General features: G+C 62.3%; 13 protein-coding genes. 9 read left to right on the top strand and 4 right to left on the bottom strand.

The genetic code is table 11. From position 1 onward, the window contains the following. Positions 1 to 53: 53 nt before the first annotated feature. Positions 54 to 422: a magnesium citrate secondary transporter gene (locus MUN80_RS19690; protein WP_244715521.1), complete on the bottom strand. Its 369-nt coding sequence runs from the start codon at positions 420 to 422 to the stop codon at positions 54 to 56. After that, a complete protein-coding gene (locus MUN80_RS19685; protein ID WP_244715519.1) occupies positions 422 to 730 on the bottom strand; it encodes a hypothetical protein in 309 nt (102 codons plus the stop codon). Before MUN80_RS19685 ends, MUN80_RS19690 begins: the two co-directional genes overlap by 1 nt. Before the next feature lie 136 nt (positions 731 to 866). Here MUN80_RS19685 and MUN80_RS19680 point away from each other — a divergent pair, with 136 nt between their 5' ends. The 9 genes from MUN80_RS19680 (at position 867) to cobA (ending at position 14,589) form a co-directional block, all read left to right on the top strand. Further along, on the top strand, positions 867 to 1,808 hold the full coding sequence (locus tag MUN80_RS19680; protein WP_244715517.1) for an ADP-ribosylglycohydrolase family protein: 942 nt from the start codon (positions 867 to 869) through the stop codon (positions 1,806 to 1,808). Positions 1,809 to 2,219: 411 nt separating this feature from the next. Continuing rightward, entirely contained in the window at positions 2,220 to 4,724 is a 2,505-nt protein-coding gene (nirB, locus tag MUN80_RS19675) for a nitrite reductase large subunit NirB (protein ID WP_244715515.1), read from the top strand. A 149-nt stretch (positions 4,725 to 4,873) separates the two neighbouring features. Next, entirely contained in the window at positions 4,874 to 5,230 is a 357-nt protein-coding gene (gene nirD, locus MUN80_RS19670; RefSeq protein ID WP_244715513.1) for a nitrite reductase small subunit NirD, read from the top strand. Positions 5,231 to 5,283: 53 nt separating this feature from the next. Then, positions 5,284 to 6,573, top strand: coding sequence for an alginate export family protein (locus tag MUN80_RS19665; RefSeq protein WP_244715511.1), 1,290 nt, complete (start codon positions 5,284 to 5,286; stop codon positions 6,571 to 6,573). A gap of 62 nt (positions 6,574 to 6,635) precedes the next feature. Continuing rightward, positions 6,636 to 7,958 (top strand): MFS transporter, encoded by a 1,323-nt coding sequence (locus MUN80_RS19660; RefSeq protein ID WP_244715509.1) that lies wholly within the window; start codon positions 6,636 to 6,638, stop codon positions 7,956 to 7,958. 36 nt (positions 7,959 to 7,994) lie between these two features. After that, positions 7,995 to 11,531, top strand: coding sequence for a molybdopterin-dependent oxidoreductase (locus MUN80_RS19655; RefSeq protein WP_244715507.1), 3,537 nt, complete (start codon positions 7,995 to 7,997; stop codon positions 11,529 to 11,531). After that, entirely contained in the window at positions 11,528 to 13,033 is a 1,506-nt protein-coding gene (locus MUN80_RS19650) for a rubredoxin (RefSeq protein ID WP_244715505.1), read from the top strand. The genes MUN80_RS19655 and MUN80_RS19650 overlap by 4 nt, the downstream gene beginning before the upstream one ends. 49 nt (positions 13,034 to 13,082) lie before the next feature. Next, on the top strand, positions 13,083 to 13,808 hold the full coding sequence (locus MUN80_RS19645) for a precorrin-2 dehydrogenase/sirohydrochlorin ferrochelatase family protein (protein ID WP_311136248.1): 726 nt from the start codon (positions 13,083 to 13,085) through the stop codon (positions 13,806 to 13,808). Further along, positions 13,801 to 14,589: a uroporphyrinogen-III C-methyltransferase gene (gene cobA, locus MUN80_RS19640; RefSeq protein ID WP_244715503.1), complete on the top strand. Its 789-nt coding sequence runs from the start codon at positions 13,801 to 13,803 to the stop codon at positions 14,587 to 14,589. Before MUN80_RS19645 ends, cobA begins: the two co-directional genes overlap by 8 nt. Here cobA and MUN80_RS19635 read toward each other — a convergent pair. Both MUN80_RS19635 and MUN80_RS19630 read right to left on the bottom strand, forming a co-directional pair. Then, entirely contained in the window at positions 14,559 to 15,152 is a 594-nt protein-coding gene (locus MUN80_RS19635; RefSeq protein ID WP_244715501.1) for a DUF4202 domain-containing protein, read from the bottom strand. The genes cobA and MUN80_RS19635 overlap by 31 nt on opposite strands. Positions 15,153 to 15,347: 195 nt before the next feature. Continuing rightward, positions 15,348 to 15,782 (bottom strand): nucleoside deaminase, encoded by a 435-nt coding sequence (locus tag MUN80_RS19630; RefSeq protein ID WP_244715499.1) that lies wholly within the window; start codon positions 15,780 to 15,782, stop codon positions 15,348 to 15,350. Between the last annotated feature and the right edge of the window lie 200 nt (positions 15,783 to 15,982).

The raw sequence follows: 15,982 nt of genomic DNA, 5'->3' as shown, positions 1-15,982 counted from the left end.
CCGTCCTGAGACCCGCTTGTACGAGCAAGGCCGACGGGAAGGTTCCCGGCGGCCTAAGCAGGCCGGTTCAGAAAGCGCCGGTAAAACAGCGTGCCCAGGCCGTAGGCTACGGCGTCGAAGAAGTCGCCGGTGTGGCGGGCCGACAGCAGGGGCAGGAGCAGCTCAAACCAGACCGATATATACAGCCAGGCCCCCAGCAGCCACGAATCGGGCAGAATGAATGAGGTGCGGCGGTGCACCCAGCGGCGCTGTACCACCAGGGCCAACGTCAGAATGACGGGCATGGCCAGCAGGTCGGAAAGGTAGGCCCGCAGCAGGAGCGGGAGCGGAAAGTGGCCGAAGCGGGCATTGACCTGGTAGAGCAGATACACCAGCAGCGGCAGCCAGAAGGCCGGGCGGCAAAACTCGCGGGGCACGACCATTAGCCAGCGGCCAGGGCCAAAAACCACAAAATAAAGGACAGGGTGGCCGCAAAAGCCAACTGTCCGCCCCGGATGAGCTGCTTCCCAAGGCGTACCAGGCCTTTGTCGTCGGGACTTATTTCAAGGAGCATGAACTGGGACATGGGCTGTTTGCTTTCCTGGTCCCGGGCCTGCTCACTACGGTTGCGTACCGGGTCGAGCAGCTGCCCGCACCGCGCACAGGTGTCGTCCGACTTCTGCTGCCACGGTGACCAGAAACCGCAGTGGGGGCATTTTTTGGAAGCAGAGAGGGGCGCAGCGTCGTTCATGGCCCCAAAGGTAAGGCCCGGACTACAGATTCGGCCGGCCCGGGCCTTACACAATCATGTGATACCCCAAACCGGCGGGCAGAAGCGGGAAACCGGGAATCTGCCTACTTTGCGGCAAACGAATAAACCAGAGTATATGCATGCAGATACCTGCCGCGGCGCCCTGCTGGGCCTAGCCGTAGCCGACGCCCTGGGCGTGCCCGTGGAGTTTGCCAGCCGGGCCCAGCGCCGCCTCGACCCCGTTGTGGGCATGCGCGAATACGGCACCCACCAGCAGCCCGTCGGCACCTGGTCTGACGATTCTTCCCTGACGTTCTGCCTGGCCGAGTCCTTGACCAGAGTGGGGGCCTACGCCATTGATGTAGCCGATTTGAGCCGCCGCTTTATCAACTGGCTGGACTTTGGCTACTGGACGCCCCACGGTACGGTGTTCGACATAGGTATTGCCACGCGGGAAGCCATTCTGCGGTTGCAGGAAGGCGTAGCGCCCAAAAAAGCCGGCGGTACCCGGGAGTACGACAACGGCAACGGGGCCCTGATGCGGATTCTGCCCCTGGTGTTTCATCCGCTCTGGCAACGGGCCAACCCGGCTGAGCGGCAGCGCCTCACCCACGACGTATGTAGCCTTACCCATGGGCACTACCGCTCCACGCTGGCCTGCTACCTCTACCTGGAAGTTGCCTGGGGTCTCCTGCAAGGCCTGACGCCAGTGCAAGCCCAGCAGCGGCTATATCCGGCAATAACCCGCGAGCTGCTGCCGAAGCTGGCCAAGGAAATCAAGGTGTTTGAACGGGTGCTGGACCCGCAGCTGAACCTGGTTTCGGAAGCGGATATCCAGTCGTCGGGCTACGTGGTGCACACCCTGGAAGCGGCGCTGTGGTGCCTGCTGCGCGGCGAATTCTACGCCGACACGGTATTAACGGCCGTGAACCTGGGCGACGATACTGATACTACCGGTGCCGTTACGGGTGGTTTAGCCGGGTTGTATTTCGGGGTAGAGCAGATTCCGGCGGAATGGCAGCGGGTGCTGGTGCAGCGGGCCGAAATCGAAGCTCTGTCCGACCGGCTCCTATTCTAGCAGCGCCCGGATTCTAGGCCGACTATTCTACCAGGCCCCGCTGAGCAACGTCTCGGCGGGGCCTGGTGCTTCTGGTAGAGTGGTTCGGAACCTGTAAGGTTGGCGCGCCACGGAGTCCTTTGATATTCCTTGAGCCAAATAGGTACCGTAGTAATAAAGGATATTTTGAAAAGCGAAAATTTGTAAAATATGCCCTTAATTAAAGGGTGTGTTTTTCAATATTTATGTAAAAATGCTGAAACAGGCCTTTTGAAATATGGGGTATTTGCTTATACTTGTAAAAAAGGTGGTAAAAACCCCTTTAAATTGAAGGGTAAGATATTTTGTGCTCTTCGTAGAGTAGCCGCTCCACTCGACCTATCCCACCCACCCTTAACGCTCGTCTCATTTCTCGTCCTAACCTTTAGGCATATGGTACCGCAGCCGCTTCCAATCGTCGTTGTCATTGGCAATGGCATGGTTGGCTACAAGTTTTGCGAGAAGCTTCTCGCCAAAACCCCGGCCTTCAATCTGGTGGTGTTTGGCGAAGAGCCCCGCGTGGCCTACGACCGAGTGCACCTGAGTGAATATTTTGGGGGCAAAACGGCCGACGACCTGCTGATGGCCCCCCTGCAGTGGTACCACGACCACCATATCACCCTGCACCTGGGCGACCCGGTGCAGGAAATAGACCGGGCCAGCCAAACGGTTCATTCCCGCGGCGGCCTAGTGCAGCCCTACGACTACCTCGTGCTGGCCACTGGCTCCTCGGCCTTTGTGCCCGACATTCCCGGCGTGGAAAAGGCTGGCGTGATGGTCTACCGCACCATCGAGGACTTGGAAGAAATAAAAGCCTGCGCGGCCACGGCCCGCAGCGGGGCTGTATTAGGTGGCGGCCTGCTGGGCCTGGAAGCGGCCAAAGCTCTGCTCGACCTGGGCGTGCCCGAAACCCACGTCATCGAGTTTGCGCCCCGCCTCATGCCCCGGCAGATCGACGCGGCCGGCAGCCAAATGCTGCAAACCAAGCTTGAAGCCCTGGGCCTCAACATTCACCTGAGCAAAGCCACCGCCAGCATCGGCGGCGAAGACAAGATTGAGGCCCTGCACTTCGGCGACGGCTCCCAGCTGCCCGTTGACATGTTGGTGATTTCGGCCGGCATCCGGCCCCGCGACGAGCTGGCCAAGCTTGCCGGCCTGGAAGTGGGCCTGCGGGGCGGTATTGTCGTCAACGATGAGATGCAAACCTCGGACCCGCGCATCTTTGCCATTGGCGAGTGCGCCCTGCACGGGGGGATGATTTACGGTTTGGTCGCTCCCGGCTACGACATGGCCGAGGTAGTCGTCAGTCAACTGACCCAGGGTGCCCGGGCCTTCACCGGCTACGACATGAGCAGCAAGCTCAAGCTCATCGGCGTGGACGTGGCCAGCTTCGGCGACCCGTTTATTGCCGAGCCCCACAGCCGCTCCATCGTGTTTGAGGATGCCCACCGCGGAGTCTACAAGCGCATCAATATCAGCCCCGACGGCAAGTATCTGCTCGGCGGCGTGCTCATTGGCGACGCCGAAGCCTACAACCTGCTGCTACAAACCGTCAACAACAAAATCGTGCTGCCGCCCCACCCCGAAGACCTGATCCTGGGCGCCCGGGGCGGGGAGGCCGCCGAAGGCGCGGGCGTACTGAGCCTGCCCGATGAGGCTCTGGTCTGCTCCTGCGAAGCCGTGACGAAAGGTGCCATCTGCGGGGCCGTGACTGAACTGGGTGTCACGACGGTGGACGGCATGAAAAAGTGCAACAAGGCCGGCACCGGCTGCGGGGGCTGCGTACCCATGGTCAAGGACTTGATTAACGGTACCCTACTGGCCCAGGGCGCTTATATCAAGAACGTGCTGTGTGAGCATTTTGAGTACTCCCGGCAGGAGCTGTTCGATTTGTGCAAAATCAACGAAATCCGCACCTACGATGCCGCCCTCGACCACTTTGGCCGGGGCGACGGCTGCGAAACCTGCAAGCCGGCCATCGGCAGCATTTTGTCGGGCTTGTGGAATGATCTGATTGTCAAGCAAAACACCATTCAGGACACCAACGACCGGTATTTGGCCAACATCCAGAAGGGCGGCAGCTACTCGGTGGTGCCCCGCATTGCCGGCGGCGAAGTTACGCCCGAGCAGTTGATGGTCATTGGCCGCGTGGCCCAGAAGTACGGGCTCTACACCAAGATTACGGGCGGGCAGCGCATCGATATGTTCGGGGCCCACGTGAGTGACCTGCCCGATATCTGGGAAGAGCTCATCAACGCCGGCTTTGAGAGCGGACACGCCTACGGGAAGTCGTTGCGGACCGTAAAAAGCTGCGTGGGCAGCACCTGGTGCCGGTTTGGCCTGCACGACAGCGTGTCGCTGGCCATCGAAATTGAGAACCGTTACAAGGGCATTCGCTCCCCGCATAAGCTCAAAAGCGGCGTAAGCGGCTGCGTGCGGGAGTGCGCCGAGGCCCAGGCCAAGGACTTCGGTATCATTGCCACCGAGAAGGGCTGGAACCTGTACGTGTGTGGCAATGGCGGCGCCAAGCCCCAGCACGCCCAGCTCTTGGCCACCGACATCGACAAGGAAACCCTGGTGCGCTACCTCGACCGGTTCCTGATGTTCTACATCAAAACCGCCGACCCGCTGATGCGCACCGCCACTTGGCTCAACAAGCTGGACGGAGGCCTGGCCTACCTCAAAAACGTGGTGGTCAACGACAGCCTGGGCATTTGCACCGAGCTGGAAGCCGAAATGGCCCTGCTGATCCAGAACTACCACTGCGAGTGGCGCGAGGTGGTCGAAAACCCCGAGCTGCGCCGGCAGTTCACCCACTTCGTGAATGCGCCCACGGTCAAGGATCCTTCCATCGAGTTCGAGCCGGTGCGGGGGCAGAAGATTGTAAAAGCCTGGTAACAGGTACTCCAAAGCACTTTTTTAAGACAAAACCCTTGCCGCCCCACGCCGGGGTGGCCCGGAAGTCCAACGAGCAAAACGGGCGCGGTGGGTGGTGTTGCAGCGCCGCTCATTTGCCGCCCAAATCCTTTCAAATCAAGCTACGACCGATGGAAGCTGTCATTGACGTAACGTGGGTGGCCGTGTGCCAGGCCACAGACATTCCGGCCGACGGCGGGGCCTGCGCCCTGGTGGAAGGCGAGCAGATTGCCATTTTCAACTTCGCCCGCCGCGGCGAGTGGTACGCCACCCAGAACCTGTGCCCGCACAAGCAGCAGATGGCCCTGGCCCGCGGCATGATCGGCAGCACCGGCGAGGCCTGTGAGCCCAAAGTGGCCTGTCCGTTTCACAAGCGCACCTTTTCGTTGCTCACCGGCGAGTGCCTGAACGGCGACGAGTGCAGCATCCGCACGTACCCGGTGAAGGTCGAGGACGGGCTGGTATTCATCGGCCTGGAAGCCGGGTGAGGCGTTGCCAACTGCTGCTCAATTTATTGTCTACTCACCGCTAACCACTTTGTATGCCCGAGAACTGTACTGCGAATAGGCTTTCTTGGGTAGCATTGGCGGTGGCGCTGCTGCCCGGCCCGGCGGCGGTGGGACAAGTGGTGGTATCGGCCGAAATCCGGCCGCGCACGGAGCTGCGCGACGGGTTCCGGACGGTGAACACGCCCCGTGAGCAGCCGGCTTTCTTCGTCGAGCAACGCTCCCGCCTCAATCTGGACTACGGGCGCGATAAAGTGAGCGTGCGGCTTTCAATGCAGGACGTGCGCATCTGGGGCAGCACCAATCAGGTCTATAAAACCGACCCCAACCTGTTCAACGTGTTTGAGGCCTACGGGCAGTACCGCCTCAACTCCCGGCTGGCCGTGCGGGTAGGCCGGCAGGTGCTCGACTACGACAACGCCCGGTTTTTGGGCGGGCTCGACTGGGCCCAGCAGGGCCGCAGCCACGACGCGCTGAAGCTCATGTATGCCGACAGCTCGGGCTTCACGGTGCACGGTGGGGCAGGGTTCAACCAGTCGTTTTCCCTGGAGCCCGCCAAGCTCGCTGACACCTACTACGGGGGCGTCGACAACTACAAATCTATGGAGTACCTGTGGCTGCATCAGGAGTGGACCCGCGGCAAGCTCTCGGCCCTGTTTTTCAACGACGGCCGGCAGCGCCCTGATTCCACGACCTACTACCGCCAAACCTACGGCCTGACGGGTGAAGCCACCGCCGGCCGCACAACCCTGACTGGCGAAGCGTATTACCAGACCGGCTACGATGCCGTCGGCCGGGCCGTGCGGGCCTACCTAGCGGCGGGCAGCCTGACGCTGGCCACCAAGCTCACCCCGCTCACGCTGGGCCTGGACTACCTCTCGGGCTCCGACGCTACCGACTCCCGCAACCACGCCTTTGTACCGCTCTACGGCACCAACCACGCCTTTTACGGGCACATGGACTACTTCTACGTGGGCAACAACCACGGGCAGAATGGCCGCACCGCCGGCCTGGCTGATTTCTACCTGAAAACCACTTTCAAGCTGGCTCCCAAAACCAGCCTGCTAGCTCACCTGCACCACTTCGAGGCCCCCGCCCGGGTGTACGCTTCGGGCACAACCGAGCAGGCCCTGAGCAGGCGGCTGGGCGAGGAGCTGGATGTGCAGCTTAGTGCCAACGTGAGTCCGGAGTTCAGCTTTAAGCTGGGCTACTCGCACTTGCTGGCCACCGCCTCGCTCGATGCCCTGAAGGGGCGCGACGGACAGCAACACAACCAGTGGGCCTGGGCCATGCTCACCTTCAAGCCGGTTCTGTTCAATAACTGACCTGGTTTATTAAGCCGGAATCTAGCCTGAAAACAGCCTTTCATTCAAAACGCTTTGCCCGTATGATGGATGCTTTGCCCGCTGCCCAGCAGCCCCTGACCCGCCTCAACATCTTCGCTACCAAGGGCGTGCAGATGCGCACGTTTCACCTGACCTGGCTCACGTTTTTCTTCTGCTTTTTTGGCTGGTTTGGCATTGCCCCGCTCATGCCCCTAGTGCGCGAGCAGCTCCACCTTGATAAGGGGCAGATTGGCAACATCGTTATTGCCTCGGTGTCCGCCACGATTCTGGCCCGCCTCATCGTCGGCAAGCTCTGCGACACGCTGGGGCCCCGTTTGACGTACTCACTGCTGCTCGTGGTGGGGGCCGTGCCGGTGCTGCTCATTGGCCTGAGCAACAGCTACGAGGTCTTTCTGCTGTTTCGGCTGGCCATTGGCATCATCGGGGCCTCGTTTGTCATCACCCAGTTTCACACCTCGATGATGTTTGCGCCCAAGGTGGTAGGCACGGCCAACGCCGTGGCCGGCGGCTGGGGCAACCTCGGCGGCGGCATTGCCAACATGGTGATGCCCCTGGTGGCCGCCGGCTTCGTTTCGCTGGGCTACGTCGATCAGGCCAACTCCTGGCGGCTGGCCATGGTGGTGCCGGGCGTCGTTCTGCTGGTCATGGCCGGGCTCTATTACAAATACACCCAGGACACGCCCCGTGGCAACTACGGCGATATTGAGCGCGACACCGCCCAAAAATCGAAGGGTACCTTTCTGCTGGCCTTGCGCGACTACCGTACCTGGGTGCTGGCCCTGGCCTACGGGGCCTGCTTCGGCATCGAAATCACCATCGACAACGTGGCGGCCGTCTACTTCGTCGACCACTTCGGGGCCAGCCTGGTACTGGCCGGGATGCTGGCCGGTGTCTTTGGGTTCATGAACATCTTTGCCCGGGGCCTGGGTGGCTGGGTGAGCGACGTAGTGGGCCGCCGGGCCGGCATGCGGGGCAAGTGGCTGCTGCTGAGTGGGCTGCTGATTCTGGAAGGCATAGGCATTGCCTTATTTGCCCTGGCGCCTAGCCTGCCGCTGGCTATTGCGGCCATGCTGGGGTTTGCCCTGTTTTTGAAAATGGCCAACGGCTGTACCTATTCCATCGTGCCCTTCGTGAACAAGCAGGCCCTGGGCAGCGTGAGCGGGGTGGTAGGGGCGGGTGGCAACCTGGGCGCCATGCTGGTAGGCTTCCTGTTCAAATCGGCCTCCATCAGCTACAGCACAGCCTTTCTCTACATCGGCATCGGGGTGGGCGCTGTGGGCGGCCTGGTGCTGCTGATCCGCCTGATTCGCAAGGAGCTGGGCGAAACGGCCCCCGAAGCCCCGCTCACACTGGCCGGCGCCTAAGCGTTATCCATTTCTCCATTCGTTACCCTCCCCCGTATGGCCCATTCAGCTGTCGCGCTTCCTTCTACTTGTTGCTACTGCGGCGTGGGCTGCGGAGTGCTGGTCGAGCCGGACAAGCAGGGCGACGTGCGCGTAACGGGCAACCCCGATTACCCCGTTAACCGCGGGGCGCTGTGCAGCAAGGGCCTGCACCTACAATACACCGTGAATGACCGCCGCGACCGGCTGCTCTTCCCCCAGATGCGCTATGCTAAAAGCCGCCCGTTGCAGCGGGTAAGCTGGGACGAAGCCCTGGAGCGGACGGCCGCGGTATTCACCACTTTCATCCGGCAGTACGGTCCCGATTCGGTGGCTTTCTACGCCTCCGGCCAGTGCCTGACCGAGGAGTACTACGTGCTCAACAAGCTCATGAAGGGCTTTATCGGCTCGAACAACCTCGACACTAACTCCCGCCTCTGCATGAGTAGCGCGGTGGTGGGCTACAAAATGGCTCTGGGCGAAGACAGCGTACCGGTCTGCTACGACGACATCGAGCTGGCCGACTGCCTGCTCGTGACCGGGGCCAACCCGGCCTGGTGCCACCCCATTCTATGGCGGCGCGTGGAGGCTCACAAAGCCGCCAACCCGGCCACCAAAATCATCGTCGTAGACCCGCGCGTAACCGACACCTGCACCCTGGCCGACGTGCACCTGCAGCTCTTGCCCGGCACCGACGTAGTGCTGCACCAGGCCCTGGCCCGGGTGCTGATTGAAAACGGCGACATCGACTTAAACTTCATTGAGCAGCACGCCGAGGGGTTCGAGGCCTACAAGAAGCTGGTTTTTGAGCGGAGCGTAGCCGAGGCGGCCGACCTATGCGGGGTAGCGGAAGCCGACCTGCGCCGGGCGGCCGGCTACATTGGGGCGGCTCAGGGCTTTTTGTCGATGTGGACGATGGGCCTGAACCAGAGCGTGGTGGGGGTAGATAAGAACCTGAGTCTGCTCAACCTGCACCTGATTACGGGCCAGATCGGCAAGCCGGGCGCGGGGCCTTTGTCGCTCACCGGGCAGCCCAACGCCATGGGCGGGCGGGAAGTAGGTGGCTTGAGCAACCTGCTGCCGGCCCACCGCAACCTGGCTAATGCCCAGCACCGCACGGAAGTGCAGCAGTTCTGGGGCAGCGGGCCGTTGGCGGAGAAGCCCGGCTATACGGCCACCGAAATGTTTGAGGCCCTGGAAGACGGCCGGCTCAAGGCCATCTGGATAGTCTGCACCAACCCGCTGACCAGCCTGCCCAACGTGCGGCAGGCCGAGGCAGCACTGGCCAAAGCCAGGTTCGTGGTGGTGCAGGATATCAGCTCCAAGCCCGAAACCCTGGCCTACGCCGACGTGGTGCTGCCTGCCGCCGCCTGGGCCGAAAAAGAAGGCACCATGACCAACTCCGAGCGCCGCATCAGCTACCTGCCCCGCGTGGTGGCCGCCCCCGGCGAAGCCCTGCCCGACGTGGAAATCCTCTGCCGCTTTGCCCGCAAAATGGGTTTCTCCGGCTTCGACTATGCCACCACCGAAGCCATTTACCTGGAGCACACCCGCCTGACGGCCGGCACCACGCTCGACATTGCAGGCCTGACCTACGCCGAGTTGCGCCAGCGCGGCTCCGTGCAGTGGCCCTACCGCCCTGGCCAGGCCGCTTCCGGAACGCCCCGGCTTTTCACCGACCACCGCTTTTACACGCCTTCGGGCCGGGCCCAGATTCACCCCGTGGCCGCCACCTTCCGCAGCGAAGCACCCGATTTGGACTTTCCCTTCATCCTGACCACCGGCCGCCTGCGTGACCAGTGGCACACCATGACCAAGACCGGCAAGGTCAGCAAGCTCCGCCAGCACAGCCCCCAGGCCTTCATCGAGGTACATCCTCATGATGCCCAGGCTTTGCAGGTGCAGGAGGGAGAGTTGGTTACGGTTTCGTCGCGGCGGGGTAGTGTGCGGGTGGCGGCCCGGCTGACGACCGGCATCCGGCCGGGGGTGGTGTTTTTGCCCATGCACTGGGGCAAAATCCTGGGCTCCGACCTGCACCGGGCCAACAACGTCACCTCGAATGCAGTGGACCCGATTTCCAAGGAGCCCGATTTCAAATTCTGCGCCGTGCAGCTCGAAAAGTACCGCAAGCCCCGGCAGCGCGTCGTGGTGGTAGGGGCCGGGGCCGGGGCGTATGGCTTCGTGAAGGCCTACCGGGAGCTAAACCAGGACGACAGCATCACCATTTTCAGCAAGGAAGACTTTCCTTTTTACAACCGCGTCATGCTGCCCGACTACATCAGTGGGCATCAGCAGTGGGAGCAGCTGGTGAAAATGCGCGACGAGGAAGAGCCCGGCTTCCAGATCACGCTGTGGCGTGGCGTGAGCGTGGAAGAAATTAACCGCCAGGAAAAATACGTGGTGGACTCCCGGGGGCAGCGCACCGACTACGACGTGCTGCTGCTGGCTACCGGCAGCCGGGCGGCCGTGCCCCGCAACGTGCCTGCCCTGCCCGGTATCTTCACCATGCGCAGCCGCCTCGACGCCGATTCATTCAGGCAGCACCTGCCCGCTCGGGACGCGCACGTGGTCATCGTAGGCGGCGGGCTGCTGGGCTTGGAAATGGCCGCCTCCCTGCGCGAAACCGGGGTGCGAGTGTCCATCATCCAGCGGATTTCCCGCTTCCTCGACCGGCAGCTCGACCCGCTGGGCAGCCAGCTGCTGCAGGAAGAAATGCTCGACCAGGGCTGCGACCTGTATTTCAACGACGAGGTGGAGCTCTACTACGGCCGCACCCGGCTTACCGGTGTGGGCTTGAAAAGTGGCCGCCGCCTCGACTGCGACGCGCTGATTCTGGCCATCGGCACCGTGCCCAACCTGGAGCTGGCCCGCGAGGCCGGCCTGGACTGCCGCCGCGGTGTGGTGGTAAACCAGCGGCTGCAAACCAGTGACCCAAGCGTGTTTGCCGTGGGCGAAATTGCCGAGTTCGAGGGCACGCTCTACGGCATCACGGCCGCTGCCGAGCAGCAGGCCGCCGTGGTAGCCCGTTTCCTCAGCGGCGACGTGGGTAGCTTCTACCAGGGCAGCACGTTTATGAACATCATCAAGATTCACGGCTTCGATTTGTGCAGCATTGGCCTGCCCGAGTGCCCCGCCGGCGTGCCGGGCTACGAGGAAATCGTGTTTATCGACAAAGCCCAGCGCTACTACAAGAAGTGCATCATTTACCAGGACCGCCTGGTCGGGGCCATTCTCATCGGCGACAAAGCCGAGTTCCAGGAATTCCGGGAGCTGATTGCCAACGGTACTGAGCTGAGCGACAAACGTCTACAGCTGCTGCGCAGTGGCCGCCCCGCGACGCCCGTGCTCGGCAAGCTCATCTGCAGCTGCAACAACGTGGGCGCCGGCAATCTGCGTCAGGCCATTGAAGCGGGCTGCACTACGCTACCGGCCCTGTGCTCGGCCACGGGCGCGAGTACCGGCTGCGGTTCCTGCCGGCCCGAAGTACAACGCCTGCTGGCCGATGAGCTGGCGCCTCAAGCTGTAGTAGCGGTGACTTACGCTGAGTCTGTATGAAGGCCGCTGAAGCTTCGCCCCGTGTGGTGGCCGTAAATCTGCCCGGCGGTATCGTGCCGGCCGGCGACCTGCTGGCCGTGCTAGCGGCGGCTGAGGCGGCCGGCATTGAGCAGGTGCAGCTTGGGCACCGCCAGCAGCTCTTGCTGACCGTGGAGCCGGCCCGGCGGCGGGCGTTGCTGCAGGCCCTGGCCGCAGCCGGGGTGCTGGCCGAGCCCGACCCGGAAGCCCACCCCAATATCGTGAGTTCCTACGTGGGCGAAGACGTGTTTTACAGCGCTGCCTGGCTGCGGGAAGGCGTCTACAAGGACATTCTGGATGGGTTTGACTACCGCCCCCGGCTGAAAATCAACCTCGTCGACAGCCGACAGACCTTCGTGCCGTTCTTTACCGGTCACCTCAATTTCATTGCCGCCGAAACCAGCAACTACTGGCAGTTGCACGTGCGCTTTCCCCGCACCGGCCACCTCTATGCCTGGCCCCGGCTGGTGTATTCGGAGGATATCCCAGCTCTTAGTGCCGCCGTGGAGCGGGTGCTGCTGGCCGAACCGGCCCCACTTCCCGACCTGACGACGGCGGGGGAGCGGCTCTATGAGCAGGTCAGCGCGGGCCTGCCCTTGGGAACGAGAATGGCGGCGGAGGCCCTGACGCTGCCGCCCTTTATGCTGCCCTACTACGAAGGCTTTAACCGCAGCGGGCAGCAGCTCTGGCTGGGTATCTACCGTCGCAACGAGCAGTTTTCGGTGGCCTTTCTGCAGGATGTGTGCCGGGTGTGTTTGCAAACGCGCGTGGGTCAGCTCTGCACTACACCCTGGAAGTCGCTCGTCGTCAAGGGTATTGCGCCGGCCGACCGCAGCCAGTGGGACGCCGTGCTCTGCCGCCACCGCATCAACGTGCGGCACGCGGCCAACGAACTCAACTGGCAAGTCGAGGATACTTGCCCCCTGGGTCTGGCCCTGAAGCACGAGCTGGTGCGCTACCTCAATGAGGAGGATGTGCGTACCTACCAGCTGTGCTTTGCCATCAAAACCCGGCCCCAAACCGGCCTGTTCGGCTCCATTATTATCCGCCTTTCGACCGGATTGCGCCCAGGTGCCGAGCACTACGAAATCCTGCACACCCGCGACTTCAACCCTAACTCCCGCGACTTTGTATCCTTCCGCCAGCAGGTGCGCCGCGACCTGCTGGGCTGGTATCTGAGCGAACTATGCCAGCAGTTCTACGCCCAGGCAGAAACCGAAACACTGGAACGAGCAGAAGAACTCCCTGCCCACCTCGCCGCGGAATCTACTAACCCCGCTGCGGCCCTACCGCGCTGCCGCCACTGCCTGACGGTATACGACGCGGCCTACGGCGACCCAGCCCAGGGGGTGGCTCCGGGCACCGCCTGGGCCGACGTGCCCGACTATCACTGCCCAACCTGCGAGGCCCCTGCGACGGAATTTGCGTTCTGGGAAGAGCCGGTAGCGGTGGGAATGAGCTTGGGCCGGGCAGCAGCTACGTAGGCGGTCTGACGTACGGTCTTGCTTTTCATCTTCTATCATTCCCGGTCCCATGCTACCCCCACCCAGCGCCAACCCCCTTTTTCCGGTCTTTCTCAAGCTGGAGCAGCTGCGGGTGCTGCTCGTTGGCGGCGGCAACGTGGGTTTAGAGAAACTCACCGCTATCCTGCGCAGCAGCCCGGCCACGGCCGTAACGGTCGTCAGCATTACCTTTTTGCCCGCGCTGCGGGAGCTGGCGGCCCGCTACCCAGCGGTGCAGTTGCGCACGGAGCCCTACGCCGACGACCTGCTCGATGAAGCGGATATTGTATTTGCCGCCACCGACGACCCGGCCCTGCACGCGCGCATCAAAGCCGCCGCCCGCCACCGCCGCCTGCTCGTGAACGTGGCCGACACGCCCCCGCTGTGCGACTTTTACCTGTCATCAGTGGTGCAGAAAGGGGCGTTGAAAATTGCGGTTTCCACCAATGGCCAGTCGCCCACGGTGGCCAAGCGGGTGCGGGCTGTGCTGGAAGAAGCCCTACCCGAGGAGCTCGATGCGGTGCTGCAGAAGATGCCCGCCATCCGGCAGCAGCTCGCCGGCGACTTTGCCGCCAAGGTCCGTACCCTGAATGCCGTGACAGCCGGGCTGGCTGGCGGCCCCGGCTTCGAAGTGCCGGCCACGCGGCGGTGGCGGCGCTTGGCTGTGGGCGCCTTGCTGGCCGCCGCGGCCCTGGCTACCGTGCAGGTACGCAGCCTGCTTTTTTCTTCCGACCAAAAAAATAAAACCCTTGAGTAGCAAGCAGGAAAGCGCGGCCGGCATGGGCCCGGAACTGTACGTAGTAGGAGCAGGCCCCGGCGACCCGGAATTGCTCACACTGAAGGCCTACCGGGTGCTGCAGGCGGCCCCGGTGATTCTCTATGACAACCTGGCTAACCAGGAACTGCTGGCCCTAGCTCCGGCTGATTGTGAGTGCATTTATGTGGGTAAAAAGCCCTACGGCGAGTACACGCCCCAGGAAACCATTCACGAACTGATCCTGGAAAAAGCCCTGACCCGCGGCCGGGTTATCCGGCTCAAGGGCGGCGACCCCTACATTTTTGGGCGGGGCTTCGAGGAAGTGTTGTTTGCCCGCAGCCATGGCATTGCCACGCACTACATTCCCGGTATTTCGAGCATGCAGGCCCTAGGTTTCGAGGATATTCCCCTGACCCACCGCATCGTCAGTGAAGGTGTGTGGATGCTGACGGGCACCAAAAAAGACGGCTCTCTGTCGGCCGACCTGCGCCTGGCCATGCAAAGCAACTCCACGGTGGTCATTTACATGGGCCTGAAAAAAGCCGCCGAAATTGCCGCCGCCTACTGCCAGATGGGCAAAGGCGACACACCCGCCGCCGTGGTCCAGCATCTTACCTTACCCCAGCGCCGGTGTGCTACGGGTCCGGTCGGCCACCTGCCCAAGTTAGTAGCCACCCACGGCATTACCTATCCGGCCCTCATCGTCATCGGCGACGTGGTGGGACTGGGTCGGGAAGTACCGGCCCTGGATTATGCCAGGGCCCGGGCTACCAGTGCCTGAGCATCAGCGGGCAGGGGTAGCTGCAGGGCCAACTCGTGCCCGCGCGCGGTCATCTTGCGCCAGGTTTTCTGCACGATGTCGATGACCTTCTCTTCCGGGTGCTGGCGGGCAAAGTCGAGGAAGTAGTATTCCAGAAACACCAGGCAGATAACGTCTTCCAGCAGCTGCACGTCGGCGTCCCGGCTGAGCTGCTGCTTTTGCAGCAGGGCCTGCACCCGTTCGATGGTCGCTGCCTCGTAGCCCACCTCAGCCAGCAACTCGCCGGCCACCTGGGCGTGATATTTCTTGAGCGTGTTGCGCCACTGGTGGTAGCCCGCCCGGTCCATCGGAAAATCGGCCCGGGGAATAGCCCAGCGGCGAATGTGCTGGCAGCGGGCGGCCAGATGCACGGCCTCAGGGGCTTCGGGAGCTACCCGGGCCAGACAGGCACTCATGCGGTGCCCGTAGAGCAGCTCCTTAGGCCAGCTACGGCCTTCAGCGTCGGTATCCTGGTTAGGGTCTTCGGCATTGGCCGCGTCGAATGTTGCCAGAGCGGCCGTGAAACGGGCAGTAGAAGAGGGCATACGGGCAGAATACAGGGGTGCGGGACGGGCAGAAGCTGGTTGCTAACCACGTATGCAGGGGCTATAAAAGCAATAGAAGGGGAAGAATAAAAGATAGTTTGCAGCCCGCACGCCTTGTAAGCAACGCCAAAAAGCAGAACGTCATGTCGACCAGCGGGAGACATGACGTTCTGCTTTGCTAGGCTGAAAGCTAATTTACAGCTCCATAATGTCCTCGTTCCAGAGGGTAGGCTCGGCCTCGACGAACTCATTCATTATGTCGACGCACTCCTGCAGGTCCAGGTCCACGACCTCTACGCCGTGGCTTTCCAAAAAGGCCCGCGACTCGCCAAACGTGCGCGACTCGCCCACCATCACCTTCGGAATCTTGAACTGCACGATGGTACCGGCGCACATGTAGCAGGGCATCAGGGTGGTGTAGATAACGGTGTCGCGGTAGCTGCGCTGGCGGCCGGCGTTGAAGAGGCAGTCCATTTCGCCGTGCTTGATGGGGTTGTCTTCCTGCACGCGCTTGTTGCGGCCCCGGGCCACGATTTTGCCGTCGCGCACCAGTACCGAGCCGATGGGAATCCCGCCTTCCTGGCGGCCCTGCCGCGCCTCGTCGATGGCGGCCTGCATGAATTCGTCCATGATATGTCTTTTTTTGTGGGAAGTAGAGAGATGAAGAAAGCAAAGGTAAGGCTCCCTGCCAGGTTTTTTCTGGCTGGTTAAAAATGGCCTGTCATCCTGAGCCCTACAAAGGTCCTTGTCACGGGGGCGGCGAGTCGTTGCTACGGTTGTCGAGCTACCGTGATAAGGTCTTTCGCGGAACTCAGGATGAGAGACTATAT

Origin of the sequence: Hymenobacter cellulosivorans, assembly GCF_022919135.1 — a bacterium.
GTDB classification, from domain to species: Bacteria; Bacteroidota; Bacteroidia; order Cytophagales; family Hymenobacteraceae; genus Hymenobacter; species Hymenobacter cellulosivorans.
This window is presented reverse-complemented; position numbering and strand designations above follow the sequence as displayed.

What these genes read in the sequence shown, in the direction of transcription:
- MUN80_RS19650 (WP_244715505.1), top strand. Translation starts at nt 11,528, where the DNA reads ATGAAGGCCGCTGAAGCTTCGCCCCGTGTGGTGGCCGTAAATCTGCCC.
- nirB (WP_244715515.1), top strand. Translation starts at nt 2,220, where the DNA reads ATGGTACCGCAGCCGCTTCCAATCGTCGTTGTCATTGGCAATGGCATG.
- MUN80_RS19685 (WP_244715519.1), bottom strand. Translation starts at nt 730, where the DNA reads ATGAACGACGCTGCGCCCCTCTCTGCTTCCAAAAAATGCCCCCACTGC.
- MUN80_RS19655 (WP_244715507.1), top strand. Translation starts at nt 7,995, where the DNA reads ATGGCCCATTCAGCTGTCGCGCTTCCTTCTACTTGTTGCTACTGCGGC.
- MUN80_RS19635 (WP_244715501.1), bottom strand. Translation starts at nt 15,152, where the DNA reads ATGCCCTCTTCTACTGCCCGTTTCACGGCCGCTCTGGCAACATTCGAC.
- MUN80_RS19680 (WP_244715517.1), top strand. Translation starts at nt 867, where the DNA reads ATGCATGCAGATACCTGCCGCGGCGCCCTGCTGGGCCTAGCCGTAGCC.
- MUN80_RS19690 (WP_244715521.1), bottom strand. Translation starts at nt 422, where the DNA reads ATGGTCGTGCCCCGCGAGTTTTGCCGCCCGGCCTTCTGGCTGCCGCTG.
- MUN80_RS19665 (WP_244715511.1), top strand. Translation starts at nt 5,284, where the DNA reads ATGCCCGAGAACTGTACTGCGAATAGGCTTTCTTGGGTAGCATTGGCG.
- MUN80_RS19660 (WP_244715509.1), top strand. Translation starts at nt 6,636, where the DNA reads ATGATGGATGCTTTGCCCGCTGCCCAGCAGCCCCTGACCCGCCTCAAC.
- MUN80_RS19630 (WP_244715499.1), bottom strand. Translation starts at nt 15,782, where the DNA reads ATGGACGAATTCATGCAGGCCGCCATCGACGAGGCGCGGCAGGGCCGC.
- MUN80_RS19645 (WP_311136248.1), top strand. Translation starts at nt 13,083, where the DNA reads ATGCTACCCCCACCCAGCGCCAACCCCCTTTTTCCGGTCTTTCTCAAG.
- nirD (WP_244715513.1), top strand. Translation starts at nt 4,874, where the DNA reads ATGGAAGCTGTCATTGACGTAACGTGGGTGGCCGTGTGCCAGGCCACA.